Consider the following 22,911-nt stretch of genomic DNA (forward strand, 5'->3'; position numbering starts at 1 on the left):
CGAACTTCGCTCCGAAGCGATAACGTTCATTGGCTCGGGGGTGGCATATGTTCGACGTTTATTTGAGCGGAAAGCGCGATCTGCTCGTTGTTAGGAAGGGACTTCCTATACCCACTGGCAAGTCGGGGCGATGGCGCAAATCCAAGAAGAAGGTTCTCAAAGTCAGTGACGAGATTAAGTCGGCGGTTCAGAGGCAAGGCTATTACGTGCGGAAGCTGAGGGAGTTACCGATTAAAACGGCTTCGCGGGCATCTGGACCGAATTCAAAGGCGAGCGCGGTACCAAGCCCAAGCCGATTCGCGGGCCGCATCTCGTCTACGGCTTCCTGACGACCTCGCCGAATGCGGTGGTCGAGCCGATCCATCCGAAGGCGATGCCGGTGATCCTATCCTGACGACGGACGAGGAGCGCGATGGTCCTTGCTTGAGACGATAGCCGTTCTCGCGCAGGCTACCTCTTGAGCTTGCACCGTCACAAGTCCCCGCGAGGCGCCAGACGGCTTACACGATCAGGCGAAAAGTCTAAGCAGCTTGTTTGATCGTCGCGAACCCGGTGAGGGTGACTTTCCCGGCATCGTAGAACCGGAAATGTGTGCGCACTGGTTTCCCGTCATATCCCCGATAGTCGAGAGACACGCCGCCCGTCTCAGGGCATTCAGCGTCGTTTTCAGGGATCGCACCCCCCGTTTGAGGAAGAGCTGCCCGAGCAGTCATCGATGACGGAGATCCGTCGCTATCTTCGCGGCCAGTCGCGGACGACGACGCCCAAACATACATTCGCCCAGCGCGGGTCGCCATGTTCGATCCCGCATGAGGATGCGGTGCACTGTCTGGATTGGCATCGGCGCGTGAACACAGCACACTTGCATGGTTTCAAGGACGACTTTCCTTCCTACGTGGTATCCGCCTTCCTTTGTCTGCCGCGCATTCGCCTTCTAGTGCACAGGGCGGAACCGGTGGTCCGGTGGCGCGCATGTCTTGTCGTGGGCCATTCAATGAGCTGGCAATCATTTGACCGAGGCTCTTGAAATCAAGCTCTCGGGGCGAGGTTCGTCGCCAGACCAGCCCCACACTGCGGCTTGGCTGTGGTTCGGCAAACCGCAACAGCTTGACGCGATCGTCGCGCAACTCGACGTCGATCGCGACTTCCGGCACCAGCGTGACGCCGTAGCCGCATGCCACCATCTGCATGATAGTCGCGAGACTGGTGGCACCGAGGCTGGCGTTCACGCGGCTCCGCGCCTGCGTGCAATAGTCCAGTGCCTGATCTCGCAAGCAATGGCCTTCTTCGAGCAGGATGAGCTTGCGCTCTTCCACATCACTCGGTGTGACGCGGGCATTTTCGGGCAGCGGATCGTCTGCCGGCACTGCCAGCAGAAAGCGATCGGTCAGGACATGCAGCGACACCAGTTCGGGATTGTCGACCGGGAGAGCCATCAGCAATACGTCAAGCGCGCCTCGTGTCAATTCGCCGAGCAATACCTTAGTTTGCGTTTCCACGAGATCCAGTCGCAAAGCTGGATGCTCGCGCTGCAGCCGCGGCAGAACGTACGGCAACAAATACGGAGCCAGCGTCGGAATGACGCCAAGGCGCAAGCTGCCGCTCAGCAACTTGTTGCGATGTTGTGCCAGGTCGATCAGATCGCGCGTTGCGCTAAGAATAGCGCCGGCGCGTTGGGCGATTTCCACCCCGGCCTCGGTGAGTATCAGCGCGCCGGGGCGCCGTTCGAACAATTCGGTGCCGAGAAATTCCTCAAGCTCGCGAATCTGCATCGACAGGGCCGGTTGACTGACGGCGCATTCTTCTGCCGCGCGTCCGAAGTGCTGGCATCGCGCTAGGGCGTCGAAATATCGAAGCTGCCGTATCGTCAACATAGGCGAAACACTAATGCTGTAGCGATCTCTAAAGCAAATGGATTGCACGTTTGGTGTGCCCCGCGCTCGGTCACGACCGAGCGGGCAATGATGCGGCGCAGCACGCGAGAGGATCGGGAGGGGTTGGCTCGTAACATGGTACCAACCAGGATCTCATTGGTTTGATGCGAACGCGCGAGCCCGAAGCGGCAACGCGAGCGTGGTCCAGACGTCGACAAGGGCGGCGCAGAGTTGATCGATCAAGGCTTCACCGTGCAGGGGCGTCGCGGTGATGCGAAGATGTTCGGTTCCCTTCGGCACGGTTGGATAGTTGATTGGCTGGATGTAGATGCCGTGTCGTTCAAGCAGCAGATCGCTCGCCGCCTTGCTCATTTGCGGATCCATCTATATGGAACGCAAGGTCGCCAAATTGACTGATGCCGCGCATCCTCCGGCGTCTCGCTCTCGCGGCGGGACGCGATAAGTTTTTTTAATATCCATCATTTCCGCACGGGATGCTCATCAGTTTTGCTTAATGCTACGAAAAGCAATTCTGATTTCTGGCCGTTCTGGAACTGTGATCTCGTGTGCACGCTTTCAAAATGGAGGTTCAAATGGCCTGGAAGGTTCCAAAGATTGTCGAAGTGTCGGTGGGCATGGAAATCAACATGTACGCCTGCGCAGCGCGCAAGTAAGCCTCAGTGGGGTGACCTGCCCGGTTCAAGAAGCAATCTTTGCTTTCGAATTGAGGCAGGCGCCTGAGGGGCCCAATATGCAAGCGGAAAGATTCTCGGACTTCTCGAAGAAGTTCTCGAGGGCGTCTTTCATGCCTCGCGACGGCGATCGATCCGTCTGCCCGGACCGTGCGGCTTGGCGGCGGTGCGACGCTCTCCTATGACCGTCTGGTCGTGACGGTCGGCTCGACGATCCGTGCCGGCGCGATCGAGCGCTATGACGAAGCAGCTATGCAAGTGATGCCGCATGCCTGGAAGGCGTGCGGGCAAACGCTGACGCTGCGGCGACAGTTGGAGAGCATGCCGGATGGCGGACCGTTCGTAATGGCTGCGCCGCCCGATCCGTTTCCATGCCCGCCCGCGCCATACGAACGGGTGTCCCTGATCGCCGCTTATTTCAAGCAATACAAGCCGCGGTCGAAGATCACGGTGCTCGACGCCAAGGATACGTTTGCCGGGCAGGATTTATTCCAGGATGCCTATTGTGGGTTACACCGCGGGACCGTCCATTGCGAGTACCTGGGGTTTGAGACGATCGAGCTTCCCGTAGGTCGGCTACGGCGGAGCCAGACGCAAACGTAAGCGACCGCTCGCCGGCAGCTCGAAGGGCCTATGCACAAATGCCCTTGGCATCGGCGCCTAATCCAACGAGTGGACCCACTGCCGCTCCACCTGTCCCTGTCGGAAACCTAATTCGGCTGGCAAGTGAAGCCGAATCGCGCAATGTTTCTATCTTATGAGAGAAGCTTGCAGCCTGATCTGGTCGGCGCTGGTATTATTGTTCCGATCGCGGGGCTCGTTGGCAGCCGAGATCCTGGTCCTTCGACATCAGATTAACATACTGAGACGGCATTCGCCCAAGAGGCAGACGTTCAGCGCCATGGACCGCTTGATCTTTGCCGGGCTGTATCGATTGGCGCCAACAGTCCTAAACGCTCTGGCGGTTTTGAAGCCAGATACCGTTATAAAGTGGCACCGCGCCGGGTTCAGATCGTACTGGCGCTGGAGGTCACGACGTCGTGGTGGCCGACCAAACTTATCGACAGAGATACGCAAGCTTATCCGCGAGATGAGCATCGCCAACCCGCTGTGGGGAGCGCCGCGGATCCACGGAGAGTTGCTTAAGCTCGGCATCGATCGGCCAGACGAGCGTGGCCAAGTATATGGTGAAGAGACGAGGGCCACCGTCGCAAGGCTGGAAGACGTTTCTTCATAACCATGCCGACGGCATCGCGGCGATGGATTTGTTCGTCGTGCCGACGATCTCGTTTCGCCTGCTCTGTGGATTGCTGATCATGGGGCACGGCCGACGACAAATTTTGTGGTTTGGCGTCACAGCTAACCCCACTGCAGAATGGATCGCAAATCAGGTCACGGAAGCATGCGGTTGGGAAGAGGCTCCCCGCTACCTGATCCCTGACCGGGATGGGGCCTATGGTGAGGTCTTCATCCGAAGGCTTCGATCAATGGGCATGCGTGACCGGCCGACATCGCCGCACTCCCCATGGCAAAACGGATATGCCGAACGGCTGATCGGTTCGATCCGACGGAAGTATCTTGACCACGTTGTTGTGTTCGGCGAGCGACACCTCCGTCATGTACTGCTGTTATCTTTGGAGAAGGATGCGCCGGTCTCGCGCGCCGTCAAACTGGCCGGGACCATTCTTTGCCGCCCGGTCCTGGGCGGGCTGCACCACCAATATGTTCGGATTTGATTTACGACAGGCACCATATACCTGGCTACGCTGGTCTGCCCAATTTCGATACCGAGCTTGAGCAACTCTGCATGAATCCGTGGAGCTCCCCAGAGCGAATTGGCGATGCTCATCTCGCGGATCAGCTTTCGTATTTCGAGCGGCACCGTGGGCCGGCCACCGCGGCGTCTCGACTTCCAGCACCAATACAGCCGAAAACCCGCGCGATGCCAACGAACAATGGTGTCAGGCTTCACGATCGCCAGCGCATCGCAAATCTTTGGAAACAACCGATAGAGACCAACGAATACCAAGTGGTCGAAGACGCTGAACGAGAGTCTCCTAGCTAGGAGCAGTCCGCCGCAGAACGTTTATTTGCTGCCGCAATGTCCAAATCTCTGCCTCAAGCGCTGCCCGCGACCGAAATAGATCGACAACCGTCCAACCAATGAGCCTGAAAAGATCCCTCATTGAACAACAGCATCGCCCGATTCTCGGTCAACCGCCAGCCAGATGAGGTTTCCGACAGGGACAGGCGGCGCACGAGGTTCGAAATAGTCTTTTTCTTCCGCAAAATCGTCAGATTTCAGCGTCAGTATGAGGTTGGCGACAGAACAGGATACGGTGGAAAAAAAAGCAAAAACAGACGCCGAGCTCGAAGAAATGATTCTTCAGAAGCTGTTGATCGGCGGAGTGTTCGTATCGGTCCGCAGAGATCCAATCCTTGGCTGGCGACCGACCGTCATAACTGCGCCGAAACATGCGAGAAATGCGCAGGAACTCGCCGACAAGATAGCCTCGGAGCTGCGAAAGAAATTCAAACTGAAGGAATGAGATCACGCGGCGTCCTCCGCCGCCGTGGCCGGCAACCATTCAAGCCGCTGCGGCGAGGCCGCGCGGGCTTAAAATGTACTCCTTGAGGATCGTGTCTGCAGCATCGACTTCGATGAGCGATACGTCATAGCTCCAGAGATCGGCCAGATGCTGAAGCACGCGCTTCGCATCCACCTCGTTCAATTGGGCTCCCTTTACGACGGTATGTCGCAATATCAAACGTCGATTTCCCGCAAGATCGACATCGACCACTTCGATGTTGGGGTCGATGAACCCGACGTCGTACTGCCGCGCCAGTTCGCGGCGAACGCGGCGGTAACCCCGCTCGTCGTGGATGGCGTCGACCCGGATGCCGGCAGTTTCCGCCGGATCATCATGCAGATGGAACAGGCGCAGCCGCCGCATCAGTCGCGGGCTGAGGAACTGGGTGATGAAGCTTTCGTCGCGGTAATTGGCCCAGACGCGGCGCAGTACGCCCATCGTATCGCCGCTTCCGGCAATCTCCCGAAACCATTCGCGATCTTCATCATCGGGGCTGGTAACGATGCGCTCAATATCCTGCATCATCGCAAATCCGAGCGCATACGGATTGAAGCCCGAGAAGCGGGGATCATCGAAGTCGGGCTGGAACACGACGTCGGTATGCGATTGCAGGAACTCGAGGAAATTGCCGTCGGAAATTTTTCCCTGCTCATGCAACCGGTTCATGATCCGATAGTGGACGTAAGTCGCGGTGCCTTCGTTCATCACCTTGGTCTGGCTCTGCGGGTAAAAATACTGCGCGATGTGCCGTACGATGCGCAGTATTTCGCGTTGCCAGGGCTGCAGGCGCGGCGCGGATTTTTCCAGGAAGTACAGGATATTTTCCTGCGGCAGCCCAAGCAGCGTACGGCGGCGCTCGACGCTCAGCACCGCGTTGCTCTTGGCCGGCCTGGTCGGAACGGTCCGCCACAGGTCGTTGAACACGCTTTCCTCGTGCAACCGGCGCTGACCGGCCCGCTTCTCCTCGACGCGAAGCTCGAGCTTCTTCTTGCCGGGGTAGCGGTCAATGCCGTGCGACATCAACGCGTGCGCGGCATCGAGCGTATGCTCGACCGCCTGCCGGCCATGGCGCTCCTCGCACTGCGCCACGTAGCCCTTAGCGAATTCGAGATAATCCAGGATGCCGTCAGCGTCCGTCCATTGCCTGAAGAGATAATTGTTCTTGAAGAAATGATTGTGGCCGAACGCCGCGTGCGCGATCACCAGCGTCTGCATGGTCGCGGTGTTTTCCTCCATCAAATAGGAAATGCACGGCGAGCTATTGATGACGACCTCATAGGCGAGCCCCATCAGGCCCTTGCGGTAGGACGCCTCCTGAAAGGCGAAATGCTTGCCGAACGACCAATGCTTGTAGAACAGCGGCATGCCGACCGACGAATAAGCATCCAGTATCTGCTCGGCGGTGATGACTTCGATCTGATTGGGATAGACATCGAGCCCCAGTTCGGATCGCGCGATCTCGTCGCAGGCATCGTGAATGCGCTGCAAGGTCGGGAAATCCCAATCCGCTCCCTGAAACAGTCGGTCGGCTGTGGCGGTCATGGCGCGGCCCTCTCATGTTTTCCGCGGCGCTGGAAGAGATCGTGAAACACCGGGAATATCTCGCTGCGTTCACTGACCTTGCGCATCGATAACGGCGCCCCCTCGGCGCGCAGGCGCTCGTAAAGCGTCCAAAGCGAGGAGTCCGGCATATCGAACGTGTAGTTGGCGGCCTCGCCGACTTCCAGATAGGCGAAGAACTGACAGACCGGCAGGATCATGTCGGTTAGGAGCTGCCCGGTGACGGCGCTGTCGGAGCTTATATTGTCCCCGTCGGAGGCCTCGGCCGCGTAGATGTTCCAGTCCGCCGGACGAAACCGCGACCTGATGATATCGTGCATCGCCTGCAGCGCACTTGACACCAGCGTCCCGCCCGATGCTGGCCCGTGAAAGAACGTCTCCTCGTCGACCTCTTCGGCCCGGTCAGTATGACGGATGAAGACGATCTCGACGTGGCGATAGCGCCGCTTCAGAAACACGTAGAGCAGCATATAGAAGCGCTTGGCCAGATCCTTCATGTGCTCGGACATGGAGCCGGACACGTCCATTAGGCAAAACATGACGGCTTGGGCGACCGGCTTCGGCGTGGCTTCAAAGCGGCGGTACCTGATATCGATGGGATCGATGAATGGAATCCGGCGGGCCTTCGCCTTCAGGGCTTCGATCTCCGCCATCAGCTCGGCGCGGCGTGCTTCGTCGCAGTCTGCCGCTGCCGCCTCCGCCTCAAGCTCCGCGATCGCTTCGGGCCGCGGCCGCCGCAGCGCCACCCGCCGCGCCAGCGCGCGGCTCACGGTGCGGCTGATCGAAATATTCGCGGGCGAGCCCGACGTGGCGTAGCCGGCCCGGTGAATTCCCTCGCTCTCTGCCTCCGCGAGTTTGCGCTTGGCGAGGTCCGGCAGCTCCAGGTCATCGAGGAACAGGTCGACGAACTCGTCGCGGCTCAGAACGAAGCGGAACGCGTCTTCGCTGTCGCCTTCGCCCGGGCCGGTCCCTTTGCCGCCGCGCTGGCTCGGCCGCGGAAGCATATCGCCCTCGACAAACTTCTTGTTACCTGGCCACACCATGTCGCGGGTGCCGCCCTCGCGCCGGAAGCGCGGCTCATCCATGCCATCGAGGGGTATGCTGACCTCGCCCCCTTCCAGAACATCCTTGATGTCCCGATCTTGCGAGGATTTCTTGACGGCCCCCTGAACCAGTGCCTTGGCACGCCGCAAGAACCGCTGGCGATTCTCAAGGCTCTTGCTGCCCGGATTCAGGCGCCGGTCGACGATATGAATGGCCACTTTCGCATCCGCCTCAACCGGCTTGTTTTACGCGCATATACCACTCGACGAGCCGACGGACCTGGCGCTCGGTGTAACCGCGTTCGGCCATCCGCGCGACGAACTCGCCGTGCTTCTTTTCGGTCTCGCCGTCCTTCTTCGAACCGAACGAGATCACCGGAAGCAGGTCTTCGACCTGCGAAAAGATCCGCTTCTCGATCACATCGCGGACCTTCTCGTAGCTGGTCCAGCTCGGATTCTTGCCGCCATTGTGGGCCCGCGATCGCAGCGAGAACTTGACGACCTCGTTGCGGAAATCCTTCGGGTTGGCGATGCCGGCGGGCTTCTCGATCTTGGTCAGCTCCTGGTTCAGAAGCTCGCGATTGAGCAACTGGCCGGTATCGGGATCCTTGAAGTCCTGATCCTCGATCCAGGCGTCAGCGTAGTCGAGGTAGCGGTCGAAGAGGTTCTGGCCGTAATCCGAATAGGATTCGAGATAGGCCTTCTGGATCTCGTTGCCGACGAACTCGGCATAGCGCGGAGCAAGCTCTGCCTTGATGAATTCGAGGTAACGCTTCTCGGCTTCTTCGGGAAGCTGCTCGCGACGGATTGCCTGTTCCAGAGCGTACATCAGATGGACGGCATCGGCGCCAAGCTCGGCAGTATCGTGGTTGAACGTCGCGGCGAGAATCTTGAACGCAAAGCGCGTCGAGACACCGTCCATGCCTTCGTCCACGCCCGCAACGTCCTTGTATTCCTGGACGCTGCGGGCTTTTGGATCGGTCTCCTTTAGGCTTTCGCCGTCATAGACCCTCATCTTGGCAAACAGCGTCGAGTTCTCGTGCTTGCGCAGGCGTGACATGACGGAGAAGCGCGCCAGCGTCTCGAGCGTCGCCGGCGCACAGGGCGCGGAAGCAAGCTCGGACCCCTGGATCAGCTTCTCGTAGATCTTCTGTTCCTCGGTCACTCGCAGACAGTAGGGAACCTTGATGACGCAGATGCGGTCAATGAAGGCTTCGTTGTTCTTGTTGGTCTTGAAGCTCCGCCATTCCGACTCGTTCGAATGCGCCAGAATGATGCCTGTATAGGGAATCGCGCCGATATTTTCGGTGCCGATATAGTTGCCTTCCTGCGTCGCCGTCAGCAGCGGATGCAGCATCTTGATCGGCGCCTTGAACATTTCGACGAATTCGAGCACGCCCTGGTTGGCCCGATTAAGGCCGCCCGAATAGCTGTAGGCGTCAGGATCGTTCTGGGCGAAGGTCTCCAGCTTGCGGATATCGACTTTGCCGACCAACGAGGAAATGTCCTGATTGTTTTCGTCGCCGGGCTCCGTCTTTGCGATTGCGATCTGGCGCAGCCGCGACGGCTGAATCCTGGCGACGCGGAATTGAGAGATATCGCCCCCAAACGCTTCAAGCCGCTTGTAGCACCAGGGGCTCATAAGCCCGTTCAGACGCCGGCTCGGAATGCCGTATTTTTCTTCGATTATCGGCCCCAGCGATTCCGGATCGAACAGGCCGAGGGGGCTCTCGAAGATCGGGCTGATCTCGTCCCCGGCCTTCAACACATAGATGGGATGGACCTCCATCAAGGACTTGATTCTCTCGGCAAGCGACGACTTGCCGCCGCCAACAGGTCCCAACAGGTACAGTATCTGCTTGCGCTCCTCCAGACCCTGGGCGGCGTGCCGAAAGAAGCCAACGATGCGCTCGATCGTGTCTTCCATGCCGTGGAACCCCGCGAAGGCCGGATAGGCGCGTATCGTCCGGTTCAAAAAAATACGGCCAAGGCGGGGGTCCTTGGCCGAATCAATCATCTGAGGCTCACCGATCGCTGCTAACAATCGTTCGGCGGCATTGGCATATCGCATCGGATCGCCTCGACACGACTCCAGATACTCGGCCATCGACATGTCGATTTCACTTCTGGCCTCGAAAGATCTAGCAAAAGCATTGAACAGAGAATCGTTGTACATGATTCATCTCCTCATGTGGTTTGCAGCGTCGCTGCAACGCTCGACAAGGCACCCTGCGCACCTCGTCACGAATCAGAATCTGCATGTCCGTCGATTAAACACGCGGCAGACTCCGCCGCGCAATCCACAACGCGGGCACTGACTGATTCATAAGGAGGCAGATCGCTGAATAATTGGGCGACGAGGGCTTTCCATCGCCGAATACGATACGGATTTCTGAAGATGCAACCACTTCGCAACGATCGACCTAAGCCCTCGAGCGCGGCCGCCGGAGTTGACGACCCGCCCGCCGCTTGTGCTGTGTTCCGTAGAAACACGGAGCGTGCCAGCCATCGACATTTTCGAACTCCTCGCTCAATCCGGTCCCTCTACAGGTCGGGTGAGAGCAATCACAAATGATGGAACTTCGATTTTCGCACTTCGCGATGCGGACATTTCGAGCCGCCTATTGCTTTTGGTGTACCGCATCTCTCCAGATCAACCGGCCTCGCTAGTGGTCGCGGTAGGGACGAGGATTTCTCCTCGCCCACCGGGTCGCCGGAGGCGGTCGCCCGCCCCCGGCTCCCACAGAACGTGGCGTGCGGATTTCCCGCACCACGCTCTTCGGCAGTTGGTTCACAGCTTTCACTGCTATCTGTTCAAGTTTCGTTTCCATGGTCAGCTGATCTTCTCTCTGAGTAGAAGGCCGTAACTCCCGTTGCATGGAGCCCATGTCGCCCAAGAACAATTCAACTACCGCTGACCTGTGCCTGTCGAAAATCAAATCCGAACATATTCGTGGTGCAATCCGCCGAGGATCGGGCGGCAAAGAATGCGCCCTGCCCTCTTCACGGTGGCGCGATAGGGGCGCGTCCTTATCCAAGGCCAAGTGCGTGCGCGTCTCATTATAGTAGCGAGCGTAAGATTTCAGAATGCGGCGCAGATGCACCTCGCCCAGGACAATGATGTGGTCCAGACACTCCCGGCGGATCGATCCGATCAGCCGTTCGGCAAAGCCGTTCTGCCAGGGTGAGGCCGGTGCAATAGGCTTGTCCCGAATGCCCATGGCACGCAATCGGCGTGTGACGACGGTGCCGTAGACCCGATCGCGGTCTCGGATCATGTAACCCGGGGCCATGTCCCAAGGAAAAGCCTCGGTGATCTGACGTGCAACCCACTCCGCCGTCGGGTTGGTTGTGACGTTAATCCAAACGAGATCTCTGCGATCCAGCCGCACGATGACGAGCGCATAAAGCAGATCGAAGCCAATGGTCGGGACAACGAACAGGTCCATGGCGGCAATGTCTGGAGCATGATTACGCAGAAAGGTGCGCCATCCTTGGCTAGGTGGCACTCGCCGCTTGACTATGTACTTGGCGACGCTCGACTGCGCGACCTCAAATCCCAGTTTGAGCAGCTCGCCGTGAATGCGTGGCGCGCCCCAAAGTGGGTTCTCGATACTCATCCGCCGGATCAGCGCGCGCAGCTCCGTCTCGACTGGCGGCCGCCCTCCCCGTCGACGCGATTTCCAACGCCAGTAGCGACGAAAGCCGGCCCTGTGCCAACGCACGAGCGTCTCGGGCCGCATGATCGTGAGAACCCTGAGGATTGCTGGAAACCAACGATACAGCTGGATAAAGAACCATCGATCATGGTTCGTCAGCCGGACGCGACCATGCAGCCTACGCCTCAATATGATCAACTGATGTCTTAGCACCGCGTTCTCGGCTTCAAGCCGCAACTTCGACTTGAATGGCGGGCCAGGACGGCAAGAACGAAACAGAACAGCCCGATCATTCCGTCAACTTACGCTATTCCATCACGGCATCAACTCGGATGAGGTTTTCGGTACATACAAGTCCGAAATGGGTAAGGCACCTCATACAGTTTCGATCCACGCCCCCGTGAAGGAGGCGACGCAGGCTCGGGCTCTGGCAATTGTCGGCCATTCGGAACAGTTCCGGCAAAAGCGGGGCATTATATGGCATATGGCCAATCGAAGCTTCGCATCGATTAGCTTCATCCGACAAACCGAACACCCCTGAGGGGCAACAAAGCCCGCCACGCCGCCAACGGCTCGCGAAAACGGACGCATATGAACGGATCGCTTTTTCTGGATCGCAGCGCTGACGGTATCTGCTTCAATTCGTTCAAGTCTGCCGTTGATCCACCACTCCGGCTTGCAAGAGTGCACTCCGTATGTTGTCGTATTGCTTGGCGCTCATTTGGAAAGTATCGAATTTGACCGACATCCGCTGAATGCGATTTCCGAACAGATCGAGCGCCGTGCAACCCACGAGCCCGGTTCGATCCAACCCGGTGTAGTTGTAGATTCCACCTGCTTTCCATTCGAAGCCGCCGCCTGCCGGTCCTCCCACGATGTGAGTCAGCTTTGAGTCCTTGCAATCGGGCAATAACTGCGACGCGGCTTGCAGCAGCCTCGCTATGAGCTGACGTCCCCTTATCTGGATGGACTGATCGAAATTGCCGTAGCCCACGGCTCCTTGATGGATGAGCGGGTTCACATACAACGCGTCCTCCGTAAAAAACTCCGCGACCTCTTCCGGTCGGCCCTGGCGCAGCGCTTCGTGAAACATTTTCACGAATGACACCATTTCGCTCGATGCCGAGGGTCGACCGGTGGGGCCGATCGCCAGTTGCATCGGTCCGGGAGGTACTGGAGAAGCTGCTGTTCGAGGCACGCCTCCCGCATGAACTGCACCTAGCGGAACCGCGACGCCAGTGGTGGCAGCCGGTCCGACGATATCGGACATACCGAGCTCTCTTGAATCCCAATAGTCAGTATCGCGCGCGATCAAGCCATTATCGAGATCGAAGACTGTTTGAACTGTTATACCGTTCGTCGCGTAGAATGTACTCTTCAAGTCGACATATTCGACAACGGCACCGAATCGCATGTCACCAACGACACGAAAGACCTTGGAGAACTGGCCCTTGCCTAATGCGGACGCCACCGCGTTGAGAAAGCCGGTGAAATTGGCTGCAATCACGTCGTATCCCGCTATGACGAGGCCCAAGGTCGCATCTTGATACTGGTCCAGTCCGGACTTCACGAAATGCGACAAAAACTTCGGTACGTCCACGTTGTCTTTGTCGCTGTAGAAGGACCGGAAGAAGGCCCAAGTCTCTTCCTGCTGTCGTTGCGCGAATATGAGCTGGTCAATCGAGACCGACGAAGCTGCGGATACGGCCATCGCCCGATCAGTCAGAATTGCTGATGTTGGGACGGCCAGAGTTGCAGCCGAGATTGAGCGAAGAACAGATCTTCTGTTCAAACTATGCATGATTTACCTCCCTTTTGATCGCACTCTCCAAAACTGATCCAGCCAGCGATCGATTTGTTGATCGTGGTTTTTCACGCCTCCTGGGAGGTCGCTCGCATCAATACAGAGCAGGCCTCACCGAAACTCTCGTATTGGTTGCCGTCTGCTTCACGGCCTATCGTCTGCGCGTGTTGCAGTAATCCTGGTGCCGCTGCTGCTCATGTTCGGCTGCTGTCCGTCCGGGCATTGCGTTCCTCTGGTGAAGCGGCGCTCTTTTTGGCGCGTTCGTTGAGGTCGCATCGCGAAAGCGCTCGGCATGCGTCACCCCTTATCGATGGCTGTCGACATTCCGGATCCTGTCGTTCCGCAACGGTTCGCCCACGTCGCTCCCATTGGAGCTTCGTTCACGAGGTCAAGCTCTACTATACTGCACGATTGTAAAGTTTAATCAAGTACCGATCCGCGCACCGATGGCTGCATCGCGGTCGAGAAAGGTAGCCTCGATCACCAAGGCGTCGGCGTCGCGAGCGTGTTCGACCAATCCCCCGGTGGTTTCGGCATCACCCACGATGACGAGCTTCTTCTGGCCCTCTGGCGGTCCGAGGACGTCTCCGGGATCGATCGTTCTGCCGTCCGCCAGCGTCACCGACCTTCCTTCCGCTAACTCCTTGCGCACCGGGCCGTCCGGCACGCCGAGGGACGCGAGGCGGGGCCTAATATGACGGCGGGCCTGGCTTTCGAAGGAGAATCCGAAGCTGCCGGTTGTCGCGACGCCGGACCGGAAAGCAACCGATCGTGAATTCGCCGGCGTCGAGGACCCGACCTTCCGTCAACGACACGAGTTCCAGCGGAATGGGCGCTCGTCCCTCTCCCCACAGTCCGGCGAGCATCCGGATGACGACTTCGAGCGTGTCTAGGCCCCCGTGAATCATCATCACCTCGGCACTTTGGCGTAGCCACCTACTCGTCCCGTCGCAACCGGGCTCCGGTGCCATGAGCGGCCGCTTAGCGCCAATAGCTGCCGGTCACCGGGTTGTGGCTCCAGGCCGATCACGATGAAGCAGGGATCGCCCAACGCGGACCGCAGGGCCCACACTCCTAATCCCACGGCGGCGTGCCGCGAAACGCCTCGGCCAGAAAATCCACCATGACGCGCACCTTGGCGCTGAGGTGGCGGCGGCTGGGATAGACCGCCAGCACGTCGGTTTCAGGCATGCGGTAGCCGGTCAACAAGGGCACCAGCCGTTTCCGCCGCAAATCCTCGCCGATCAGGAAGGTCGGCTGCCGGACAATGCCAAGGCCGGCCAGCGCTACTGCGCGGGCGGTATCGCCATTGTTGGTGCGCATGATGTGGCGCACCGCGACGGAATGTTCCTTGCCCGTATTGTCCAGCAACCGCCACTCGTCGATGGAATCCGAATAGACATAGGCAACGCAGGCATGATCCTTGAGGTCCTCGGGGCTCGCCGGCGCGCCGTGGCGCGCGACATAGTCGGGGGAAGCGCAGATCAGGTGGCGCGTGGTCGCGAGCTTGCGGCTGACAAGGGCCGGCGACCCGCCGCGCGAGATGCGGACGGCCAGATCGTAGCCCTCCTCGACGAGATCGACGACCCGATCGACCAGGCTGATATCCAGCTCGATATCCGGATAGCGCGCGCAGAAGCGCGGCCAGAGCGGCGCCAGATGACGAATGCCGAAACTCAATGGCGCATTGACCCGCAGCCGTCCGCGCGGCTGCATCGCGGCGGTAGATGCGATTGCTTCGGCTTCGGCCACGTCCTCGAGGATGGAGAGCGCCCGATCGTACAGCGTCTTTCCGGTCTCCGTCAGCGAGAGCCGCCGCGACGTGCGGTTGAGCAGACGGGCGCCGAGCGCCTCCTCCAGCTCGTTGACGTAGCGGGTGACGTTGGCCGGCGAGGTGTCGAGCTTATCCGCGGCGCGGGTAAAGCTGCCCTGGCCGACGACGGTGGCGAAAACCTCGAAAGCCCGTAACCGGTCCATGCCCTATCCGATCATTCACAAAAGATGAATGATGTAACCAGTTTCTGTCCCTTCTTTCAATGCTTTGATGAGTCTACCCACTCTGCATCGGGCCGCGATGGACGCAGCCGCATAGGGAGAACGGACATGGCACAGCAGCAAACAGGGCGCCTTCACAACAAGGTCGCGATCGTCACCGGCGCAAGCTCCGGCATGGGGCGGGCCACCGCCAAGTTGTTCGCAGCCGAAGGCGCCAAGGTCGTCGTCGGTGCACGGCGCGAAACCGAGCTCGCGAGCCTCGTGGACGAAATCAAGGCCAACGGTGGGACAGCGGTGGCACTTGCCGGAGACGTGCGCTCCGAAGCCTATGCCCAGGCCCTAGTCGCGCTGGCCGTCAAGACGTTCGGCAGGCTGGATATTGCGTTCAACAATGCCGGCACGCTCGGCGAAGGCGGTCCCTCGACAAGCGTTTCCGAAGCCGGCTGGAACGATGCCATCGCCATCAATCTCACCGGTTCGTTTCTCGGCGCCAAGCATCAGATCGCCGAGATGGTCAAGCATGGCGGCGGTTCGGTCATCTTCACCTCGACCTTTGTCGGGCACACTTCATCCTTTCCCGGTGTCGCCGCCTATGCCGCGAGCAAATCCGGCCTGATCGGACTGACGCAGACGCTGGCTGCCGAGTTCGGTCCGCAGAATATCAGGGTCAACGCGATCCTGCCCGGCGCGGTCGACACCGACATGTATCGCGAGATGAACAACACCCCCGACAAGACGGCCTTCATCACCAATCTTCATGCACTGAAGCGCGTCGGCCGGCCGGAGGAAGTCGCGCGGTCGGTCCTCTACCTGGCATCCGACGATTCCGCCTTCGTCACCGGTACCGCGTCGCTGATCGACGGCGGCCTTTCCATCACCCGCACCTGAGCGGGGCGCGACCCGACAGGGCAACGACGAGGCTGACATGGGACTGCTGGTCGAAGGTCAATGGCACGATGCCTGGTACGACACCAAGTCGACGCGTGGCCGCTTCGTGCGCAAGGATGCAGCCTTCCGCAACTGGATCACGGCCGACGGCAGCGCCGGCCCGAGCGGCATCGGCGGCTTCAAGGCGGAAGCTGGCCGCTACCACCTCTACGTCAGCCTCGCCTGCCCGTGGGCGCACCGCACGCTGATCATGCGCTCGCTGAAGGGGCTCGAGGACATGATCTCCGTCTCGGTGGTGCACTGGTTGATGCTCGAAAACGGCTGGACTTTCGCGGACGGCCCGGGCGTCGTCCCGGACACCGTCTACCATGCGCGGTTCATGCACCAGATATACAGTGAAGCCGATCGGTACTACACCGGCCGCGTTACCGTTCCGGTACTCTGGGACAAGCATGCGCGCACGATCGTCAACAACGAATCGTCCGAGATCATCCGCATGTTGAACTCGGCCTTCGACGCGATCGGTGCGAAGTCCGGCGACTATTACCCGGAAGCGTTGCGCGGCGATATCGACGCGGTCAACGCCCGCATTTATGACACGCTGAACAACGGCGTCTACAAGGCCGGCTTCGCGACGACGCAGGAAGCTTACGAAGACGCTATCATCCCGCTGTTCGACACGCTCGATTGGCTCGAGCAGCGGCTTGCTGACCGCCGGTTCCTGCTCGGCGACAGCCTCACCGAAGCCGATATTCGCCTGTTCACGACGCTGATCCGCTTCGACGCGGTCTATGCCGGGCATTTCAAATGCGACATGCGCCGCATCGCCGACTATCCCCATCTGTCGGCGTATACGCGCGACATCTATCAATGGCCCGGCATCGCTGCGACGGTGAATTTCGAACATATCCGGCGGCACTATTACGAGAGCCACCGCTCGATCAATCCAACCGGGATCGTTCCCGTCGGTCCTCCGCTTGATTTCACCGCCCCGCACGGGCGCGAGCACTTAGCCGAGGCCAGCACGCCGCCGTTGCACCATCGGCATTCGTCCCGGTCGGCGGCTTGATTGTCCCTGAATCATCCACCCGCGGACCTTCTGGAGACGTCGTCATGACCAATCGTGTTCGGACAATCTTCATCGCCCTGCTTACGGCCGCCGCGTTGAGCGGTACCGCAGGGGCGCAGACGCCGGCGGCGCCCGCAGCACTGATCCAATCGGCCGACCTAGCGCCGCTCGGCATCGGTCTTGAGGGCATCAACTATCCCTATCCGGTGCACTATCTGGATCTCACCCTCGAAGGCCAGCCGGTTCGCATGGCCTATATGGACGTTCCGCCGGCCGCGGCAGCGAACGGCAAGGCCGTGGTGCTGCTGCACGGCAAGAGTTTCTCCGGCGACTACTGGGGCCATACGATCGCAACGCTGACGGGCCAGGGCTACCGCGTCATTGCACCGGACCAGATCGGCTTCGGCAAATCGTCGAAGCCCGACATCCGCTATCACTTCGATATTTTGGCACGCAACACCAAGACACTGCTCGACAGCCTCGGGGTCACCAGGGCTGCCATCGTCGGTCACTCCTTCGGCGGCATGCTCGCCGTCTATTTCGCCCGCAACTATCCGGAGACCACGCAGGTGCTGGCGCTGGAGAACCCGATCGGTCTCGAAGACTATCGCAGCGCCATCCCGCCGCAACCGGTACTGATCAAGACCGAGATGTCACAGACGCCGCAGAGCTTCCGCGCCTTCATGGCAGCGTTCTTCGTCGGTTGGCCGCCGGTCGCACAGCATTACACCGAGATCTTCTCGCGGGTGCTGCAAAGCCCTGAATACCCGCGCTGGGCGCGCGTGTCGGCGCTTACCTACGACATGATCTTCAACGAGCCGATCCGCCACGAGTACCGTCTGTTGAAGATGCCGGTCCTTCTCGTGATCGGCCAAGGCGACCGCAGCGTGTTCTTCCGCCGCTATGCCGCGCCCGAGGCGATCAAGCCCCTCGGCAACTGGCCGGTGCTCGGTCGCGACGCGCTCAAGGAACTTCCCGACGGCAAGCTTATTGAAATCAGCGACGCCGGCCACGTCCCGCACGCCGAGAAGCCGGACGAATTCGATGCGGTTCTCGTGGCGTTTCTGGCCACGAGGCTGCCTTGAGCCATAGCTTCACATTCAGAGTACTCTCGTGACTAAGCCAATCAGTCGTCAACGCCTCAAACCAGACAACCCGAAGCGGAGCAATCGCAAGCGCGGCCGTCGATGGGATTGAAACGTATTGCGGCTGATACAACCACCCCGGCAAACTGATAAGCTTTGTGTAATTTGCTTATCAGTTGCGATTATACCCGCCCGGCTTCAGCTTTGAGCCATGGCACGCGTACATTTCATCTGGTCACCGCAGATCAAGCGCCGCCAAACTTGGATGCGCTCTTGCGGCGGCGTTGGCAGAAGCACAGAGAGCGATCAAAAGGCATAGTGCCAGGCCAGAACGCGTTGCATTTCTCCAATCAGTTGGTCCCCTTTTTACATGGTGCCTACCGACAAAGGTTGACACATGGACGGCCGCTTTGCGCCATAAGCGGTCATTAGGAATTTAATTAACGAATCCATCACACCTCGAACTGGAACGCGGTTGCCCAGATGAAATCATAATGCCCGCTCAATGCTTTCGATCTCACGCCGGGACAGACGTGATCGACGCGCCGGTCGCAAATCCCTGCCTTCAACTCGGATTACGTGGTATTTTGCAAACCGTCGGCAACCTGCAAAAAGCAAATAGGGACGAAATCCAAAGACATTCTAGATGTCAGCGGATTAATGGCGCGCCATTCAGAATAAAACCGCGAACTCATATGTGATTGAAATTTCGTTGTGATTTGCCTCTCGCGCCAGCGGGCAGCTTCCAATTCCACAGCAAGTCCTGAAGTACCTCGCCGTCACCTTGTCGATCCGACGAAGTCCGATTGTGTCGCGGATGCCGCCGATATTGAGGAAACGGAAAAGGTGCGAACAAGGGCGTCACCATCATACAGCGGGCCGCTTACTCGCCTCGCCGAACATTGGTCCAGGCGCCAATTCTGATCGATGAACGACAACACGCGTTTGGCCGGAGCGACGAGCCTGTGCCGGCACGGCAGCCTCGCAAGCATCAAGCCAGCCGCATCCGATTGCCAGCCGGCGCGAGCACGAAGTTGTATTCGATTTCCCAGAATTCGCCGGCAAAGCCGAATTGCCGGGCCCGTTCCCGATCGTTCACACGCTTGAAGCCGGCGAGCAGGCTCTTCTTGAACCTCGCCTTGCTCATGTCCGATGCTGAAAGGTTCCGACAGCGCCGTACTTAAGGGTTACTTCGAAATTGCAATTGCCAGTCGCATTTCAAGTTTTAGCGTGTCGATAGTCGTGCGGATTTTGGCCGACGCTCCATCAAACCGGCCATGCGTACCCCGCGATAAGGGACCGCCGCTCTGCCCTAGGGCGACGGCCCCGCGTCTTTCAGAACTAGCCAACGCTCTTGGTACAGGCCTGACAACCCCTAGGGGAGAAATATGGCCGACAAATTGATGCAGCCCACATGGGACCCGCTCGTCCTTGCGGCGCAATTACAGAAAATCGCGAAACAAAGCCAGACATTGATGCAACGTTTCCTGTCTAATCAGCCGGCCGCGATCAAGCCTGGCATTGGTGACACGTCGAGCCTCGGGTTCTATTTTTTCGAGCTCATGACGAAGATGATGATCAACCCGGCGGTGGTCGCCAGCGCTCAGATCGATCTATTTAACGACACTTTGAGAGTCTGGCAAAACGCCGCCCAACGCATGCTCATGCTGCGTGCACACGAAGCCGATGCCCCGAAAGATAAACGCTTCAAGCATCCGGAATGGAGCGAGAATGCCATCTTCACCTTTGTGAAAGAGAGCTATCTCGTTGCTGCGAAGTCGATTCTTTCGGCAGTCCGCGAAGTCAAAGGCATGGACGACGCCACCGCGCGCAAGGTAGATTTCTACACGCGCCAATTCGTCGATGCTTTGTCGCCTTCCAATTTCGTCGCAACAAATCCGGAGGTCCTCACCGCAACCCTACAGTCTGGCGGGCAGAACCTGCTACGTGGCTTGGAGAATCTTCTCGTCGATCTGGAACGCGGCAATGGTCGGCTTTCGATTACGATGACGGACCTGAAGGCTTTCCGCCTCAGCGAAAACATCGCAACGACTCCAGGAAAAATCGTCTACCAGAACGAGCTCATGCAATTGATTCAATACAGGCCATCGACGCAAGAAGTCCGAAGGCGGCCACTGCTCATCGTGCCGCCGTGGATCAACAAGTTTTATGTTCTCGATCTACAGCCGAAGAATTCCTTCATTAAATGGGCGGTCGATCAAGGACACACGCTATTCGTTATCTCCTGGGTAAACCCCGATCAGAAGCTCGCTGAAAAAAGCTTTGAAAATTATATGCTCGAGGGACCTTTAGCGGCGCTAGCTGCGATCGAGTCAGCGACCGGAGAGCGCAACGTCAACATGATTGGATATTGCCTCGGCGGGACTCTACTCGCCTCAACGGCTGCATATTTGGCCGCGAAGGGCGACGACCGTATCGCAAGTGCCACCTATTTCGCGACGCTCGTCGATTTTACCGACGTGGGTGACATGGCCGTCTTCATCGACGAAGAGCAATTAGTTTCTCTCGAAAGACGGATGCAGGAGCGCGGGTATCTGGAAGCGCAAGATATGGTGACGGCGTTCAATATGTTGCGCGCGAATGACCTGATTTGGTCCTTCGTCGTCGACAATTACCTGCTCGGTAAGGAACAAATGCCCTTTGACCTTTTGTTTTGGAATTCCGATTCGACACGGATGCCAGCGGCAATGCATTCGTTCTATCTGCGTAAGATGTATCAGCAGAATCTCTTGGCAAGGCCTTGTGGGATCAGCCTCGCCGGTACGCCGATCGATCTGTCGACAATTAAGACGCCGACCTTCATCCTGTCTACGCGCGAAGACCACATTGCGCCATGGAAATCGACCTATGCGGCGACCCGCTTGTATTCCGGGCCGGTCAAATTCGTCTTGTCGGCTTCGGGCCATATGGCTGGCGTGATCAGCGCGCCAGGCAGCAAGTGTGACCACTGGGCGAACGACAATTTACCGCCGAGCCCTGACGAATGGTTCGCTGGTGCTACGCCTCATCTGGGGTCGTGGTGGCCGGTCTGGGACGAATGGGTAACGCAACTCGACTCGGGCCGCGTTCCTGCGCGTGAACCTGGCGGTGGCAAGCTCACGATTATAGAAGACGCGCCCGGCTCTTACGTGCGGGTGAGATGGGCAGCGTAGAAAACAAAGTTGCGGCTTACCGATTTCTCCGGCGGGTCATGAACTGACCAGAAGCGACGTCCGCGCCGAGTCCGTTTAGCCCTTATTTATCAGCAGACATGCGTTGGACGGGACGGCAGGTCAAGGTTGTGCCAATAGGCGACTAGTGCCTCTTCCGCCGTCCTGCTCGACTGATGTAGCCTATCTCTCGAGCGGTTAGTGCCGCAGGCCTCACAGCAGAAGCACACATAATGGGAGGAACAGATGAACCTCGTTCGTTCCGTGTCGCCGTCATTCTCAATGTCACTGGCCGGAACTGTGCTTTGCGTTCTGGTGGTCACCACACCGACTTACGGACAAACCCAGGCCACGGCCAAAGCCGCCGACTCCCCACCGCAGTGGGCCTATCCGGAGAACAATCCCAACTACAAGCCCCCGGCCGACGACGGCAAACCTTTGCGCGTGCCGAACAGCACGGCCGGCTATACCTGGACTCAGCTCCGGACCCGATTCATCGCGCCGGTCTGGCACCCGGAGGACCATGGGCCACTACCGGATATCGTAGCTAAAGGGCGCGATCCCAACGTGTTCGCCTGCGGGTTCTGTCATCGTGCGGACGGGCCCGGCGGTCCGGAAAACGCCGATCTCGCCGGCCTTCCAAAGAGCTACTTCATCCAACAAATGGCTGAGTACAAGAGGGGCGCGCGGGTCACCAGCGTCTCGAGTCGTTTGCCGCCCACTCTGATGATCGGCCTTTCCAAGCCGATTACGGATGTCGAGGTGGAAGCGGCGGCGGCTTATTTCTCTGCCCTGAAGCCACGCAAGCGCATCAAGGTAGTCGAGAGCGACATGGTGCCAAAAAGCTACATCGCTGGTCTGGTCTGGGCAGCGACGGAGAACGGTGAACGCGAACCGCTCGGGCAGCGCATCCTCGAAATTCCCGACGATCTCATTCAGTTCGAGAGCCGCGATCCGCGGTCGACGTTCACCGCGTATGTTCCGGTCGACAGCCTGGCGAAAGGAGAGGCGCTGGTGAATAAAGGCGGGCCGGGAAAGACGCTCCAATGCGCCCCGTGCCATGGTCCGGACCTCAAGGGGCTCGGTCCTTTGCCGAGCATCGTCGGCCGCTCACCAAGCTACATGTTTCGCCAGCTCTACGACTTCGCGCATGGCGCGCGGACCGGCGAGTGGAGCCCCCTGATGGCACAGGTGGTGAGCAACCTCGACGAGAACGATATGCTGGCGATTGTAGCCTATCTTGCTTCACTCGACCCGTGAAGCGGCTGTCGATCTGCCCAATCGGAGCCAGCGATGAAGGACGACCCTGCTGCGGAAGCGGCGCCGAAGCCCATTCCAAGCGTCGCCCGCGACGCCAGTTATCTAACTAGGTCTGCTGTGGGTCAAAAGCGCCGGTTTGACCACGTACCGCCGACTTCCGCTCTACTCCCGTCAACGGAAATCGTCAGATCGGCTTGGCAGGTCCGAAAAGTGCCAATAGG

General features: G+C 59.0%; 17 protein-coding genes and 3 pseudogenes. 10 read left to right on the plus strand and 10 right to left on the minus strand.

Annotated elements, in window-relative coordinates:
- Nucleotides 1–241: 241 nt before the first annotated feature.
- A pseudogene (locus V1289_RS49455) lies at nucleotides 242–391 on the plus strand (SOS response-associated peptidase); the annotation flags it as partial.
- Between the two features lie 481 nt (nucleotides 392–872).
- Here the strand turns inward: V1289_RS49455 and V1289_RS01530 are convergent.
- Nucleotides 873–1,874 carry a hydrogen peroxide-inducible genes activator gene (locus tag V1289_RS01530; protein WP_334407210.1) on the minus strand — a complete coding sequence of 334 codons (1,002 nt, stop codon included), beginning with the start codon at nucleotides 1,872–1,874 and terminating at the stop codon, nucleotides 873–875.
- A gap of 153 nt (nucleotides 1,875–2,027) precedes the next feature.
- Nucleotides 2,028–2,255 (minus strand): annotated as a pseudogene (locus V1289_RS01535) (aminotransferase class I/II-fold pyridoxal phosphate-dependent enzyme); the annotation flags it as partial.
- 212 nt (nucleotides 2,256–2,467) lie between these two features.
- On the opposite strand from V1289_RS01535, the gene pqqA reads away from it, so the two are divergent.
- The 4 genes from pqqA (at nucleotide 2,468) to V1289_RS01555 (ending at nucleotide 5,115) form a co-directional block, all read left to right on the plus strand.
- Nucleotides 2,468–2,548, plus strand: a complete 81-nt coding sequence (gene pqqA, locus V1289_RS01540; protein ID WP_074277799.1) for a pyrroloquinoline quinone precursor peptide PqqA — start codon at nucleotides 2,468–2,470, stop codon at nucleotides 2,546–2,548.
- Between the two features lie 168 nt (nucleotides 2,549–2,716).
- Nucleotides 2,717–3,169, plus strand: coding sequence for a hypothetical protein (locus V1289_RS01545; protein WP_334395340.1), 453 nt, complete (start codon nucleotides 2,717–2,719; stop codon nucleotides 3,167–3,169).
- A gap of 569 nt (nucleotides 3,170–3,738) precedes the next feature.
- Entirely contained in the window at nucleotides 3,739–4,302 is a 564-nt protein-coding gene (locus V1289_RS01550; RefSeq protein ID WP_334395341.1) for a transposase, read from the plus strand.
- A gap of 603 nt (nucleotides 4,303–4,905) precedes the next feature.
- Nucleotides 4,906–5,115, plus strand: coding sequence for a hypothetical protein (locus V1289_RS01555; RefSeq protein WP_334395342.1), 210 nt, complete (start codon nucleotides 4,906–4,908; stop codon nucleotides 5,113–5,115).
- A 39-nt stretch (nucleotides 5,116–5,154) separates the two neighbouring features.
- Here V1289_RS01555 and V1289_RS01560 read toward each other — a convergent pair whose 3' ends face one another.
- The 7 genes and pseudogenes from V1289_RS01560 to V1289_RS01590 all read right to left on the minus strand — a co-directional run bounded on the left by V1289_RS01560 (nucleotide 5,155) and on the right by V1289_RS01590 (nucleotide 15,200).
- Nucleotides 5,155–6,699, minus strand: coding sequence for a SpoVR family protein (locus V1289_RS01560; RefSeq protein WP_334395343.1), 1,545 nt, complete (start codon nucleotides 6,697–6,699; stop codon nucleotides 5,155–5,157).
- Nucleotides 6,696–7,979: a YeaH/YhbH family protein gene (locus tag V1289_RS01565; RefSeq protein ID WP_334395344.1), complete on the minus strand. Its 1,284-nt coding sequence runs from the start codon at nucleotides 7,977–7,979 to the stop codon at nucleotides 6,696–6,698. Before V1289_RS01565 ends, V1289_RS01560 begins: the two co-directional genes overlap by 4 nt.
- Before the next feature lie 13 nt (nucleotides 7,980–7,992).
- On the minus strand, nucleotides 7,993–9,936 hold the full coding sequence (locus tag V1289_RS01570; protein ID WP_334395345.1) for a PrkA family serine protein kinase: 1,944 nt from the start codon (nucleotides 9,934–9,936) through the stop codon (nucleotides 7,993–7,995).
- Between the two features lie 490 nt (nucleotides 9,937–10,426).
- Entirely contained in the window at nucleotides 10,427–11,380 is a 954-nt protein-coding gene (locus V1289_RS01575; RefSeq protein WP_334395346.1) for an integrase core domain-containing protein, read from the minus strand.
- A 685-nt stretch (nucleotides 11,381–12,065) separates the two neighbouring features.
- Nucleotides 12,066–13,220: a nuclear transport factor 2 family protein gene (locus V1289_RS01580; protein ID WP_334395347.1), complete on the minus strand. Its 1,155-nt coding sequence runs from the start codon at nucleotides 13,218–13,220 to the stop codon at nucleotides 12,066–12,068.
- Between the two features lie 433 nt (nucleotides 13,221–13,653).
- Nucleotides 13,654–14,182: pseudogene (locus tag V1289_RS01585) on the minus strand (ribonuclease Z); the annotation flags it as partial.
- A 115-nt stretch (nucleotides 14,183–14,297) separates the two neighbouring features.
- Nucleotides 14,298–15,200, minus strand: coding sequence for a LysR family transcriptional regulator (locus V1289_RS01590; RefSeq protein WP_334395348.1), 903 nt, complete (start codon nucleotides 15,198–15,200; stop codon nucleotides 14,298–14,300).
- Between the two features lie 126 nt (nucleotides 15,201–15,326).
- Here V1289_RS01590 and V1289_RS01595 point away from each other — a divergent pair, with 126 nt between their 5' ends.
- From V1289_RS01595 to V1289_RS01605, 3 genes are read left to right on the plus strand one after another with little or no spacing between them, the layout of a single operon-like run.
- Entirely contained in the window at nucleotides 15,327–16,106 is a 780-nt protein-coding gene (locus tag V1289_RS01595; RefSeq protein ID WP_334395349.1) for an SDR family oxidoreductase, read from the plus strand.
- A gap of 37 nt (nucleotides 16,107–16,143) precedes the next feature.
- Entirely contained in the window at nucleotides 16,144–17,175 is a 1,032-nt protein-coding gene (locus V1289_RS01600) for a glutathione S-transferase family protein (protein ID WP_074274787.1), read from the plus strand.
- Nucleotides 17,176–17,219: 44 nt separating this feature from the next.
- Nucleotides 17,220–18,260 carry an alpha/beta fold hydrolase gene (locus V1289_RS01605; RefSeq protein WP_334395350.1) on the plus strand — a complete coding sequence of 347 codons (1,041 nt, stop codon included), beginning with the start codon at nucleotides 17,220–17,222 and terminating at the stop codon, nucleotides 18,258–18,260.
- A 991-nt stretch (nucleotides 18,261–19,251) separates the two neighbouring features.
- Here V1289_RS01605 and V1289_RS01610 read toward each other — a convergent pair.
- The gene (locus V1289_RS01610) at nucleotides 19,252–19,407 is read right to left on the minus strand and encodes a hypothetical protein (protein WP_334395351.1); all 156 of its coding nucleotides are present in this window, start codon (nucleotides 19,405–19,407) and stop codon (nucleotides 19,252–19,254) included.
- Between the two features lie 241 nt (nucleotides 19,408–19,648).
- Between V1289_RS01610 and V1289_RS01615 the strand changes: the two genes are divergently transcribed.
- Together V1289_RS01615 and V1289_RS01620 are read left to right on the plus strand one after the other, a co-directional pair.
- A complete protein-coding gene (locus V1289_RS01615; RefSeq protein WP_334395352.1) occupies nucleotides 19,649–21,433 on the plus strand; it encodes a PHA/PHB synthase family protein in 1,785 nt (594 codons plus the stop codon).
- Between the two features lie 243 nt (nucleotides 21,434–21,676).
- A complete protein-coding gene (locus V1289_RS01620) occupies nucleotides 21,677–22,690 on the plus strand; it encodes a c-type cytochrome (RefSeq protein WP_334395353.1) in 1,014 nt (337 codons plus the stop codon).
- The last annotated feature ends 221 nt before the right edge of the window (nucleotides 22,691–22,911 follow it).

The sequence above is a fragment of the Bradyrhizobium sp. AZCC 2289 genome, assembly GCF_036924615.1.
In the GTDB taxonomy this organism is placed as follows: domain Bacteria; phylum Pseudomonadota; class Alphaproteobacteria; order Rhizobiales; family Xanthobacteraceae; genus Bradyrhizobium.

Coding starts and splice junctions, on each gene's coding strand:
- V1289_RS01620 (WP_334395353.1), top strand. CDS start 21,677: ATGAACCTCGTTCGTTCCGTGTCGCCGTCATTCTCAATGTCACTGGCC.
- pqqA (WP_074277799.1), top strand. CDS start 2,468: ATGGCCTGGAAGGTTCCAAAGATTGTCGAAGTGTCGGTGGGCATGGAA.
- V1289_RS01530 (WP_334407210.1), bottom strand. CDS start 1,874: ATGTTGACGATACGGCAGCTTCGATATTTCGACGCCCTAGCGCGATGC.
- V1289_RS01605 (WP_334395350.1), top strand. CDS start 17,220: ATGACCAATCGTGTTCGGACAATCTTCATCGCCCTGCTTACGGCCGCC.
- V1289_RS01575 (WP_334395346.1), bottom strand. CDS start 11,380: ATGAGTATCGAGAACCCACTTTGGGGCGCGCCACGCATTCACGGCGAG.
- V1289_RS01590 (WP_334395348.1), bottom strand. CDS start 15,200: ATGGACCGGTTACGGGCTTTCGAGGTTTTCGCCACCGTCGTCGGCCAG.
- V1289_RS01600 (WP_074274787.1), top strand. CDS start 16,144: ATGGGACTGCTGGTCGAAGGTCAATGGCACGATGCCTGGTACGACACC.
- V1289_RS01595 (WP_334395349.1), top strand. CDS start 15,327: ATGGCACAGCAGCAAACAGGGCGCCTTCACAACAAGGTCGCGATCGTC.
- V1289_RS01615 (WP_334395352.1), top strand. CDS start 19,649: ATGGCCGACAAATTGATGCAGCCCACATGGGACCCGCTCGTCCTTGCG.
- V1289_RS01570 (WP_334395345.1), bottom strand. CDS start 9,936: ATGTACAACGATTCTCTGTTCAATGCTTTTGCTAGATCTTTCGAGGCC.
- V1289_RS01580 (WP_334395347.1), bottom strand. CDS start 13,220: ATGCATAGTTTGAACAGAAGATCTGTTCTTCGCTCAATCTCGGCTGCA.
- V1289_RS01610 (WP_334395351.1), bottom strand. CDS start 19,407: ATGAGCAAGGCGAGGTTCAAGAAGAGCCTGCTCGCCGGCTTCAAGCGT.
- V1289_RS01560 (WP_334395343.1), bottom strand. CDS start 6,699: ATGACCGCCACAGCCGACCGACTGTTTCAGGGAGCGGATTGGGATTTC.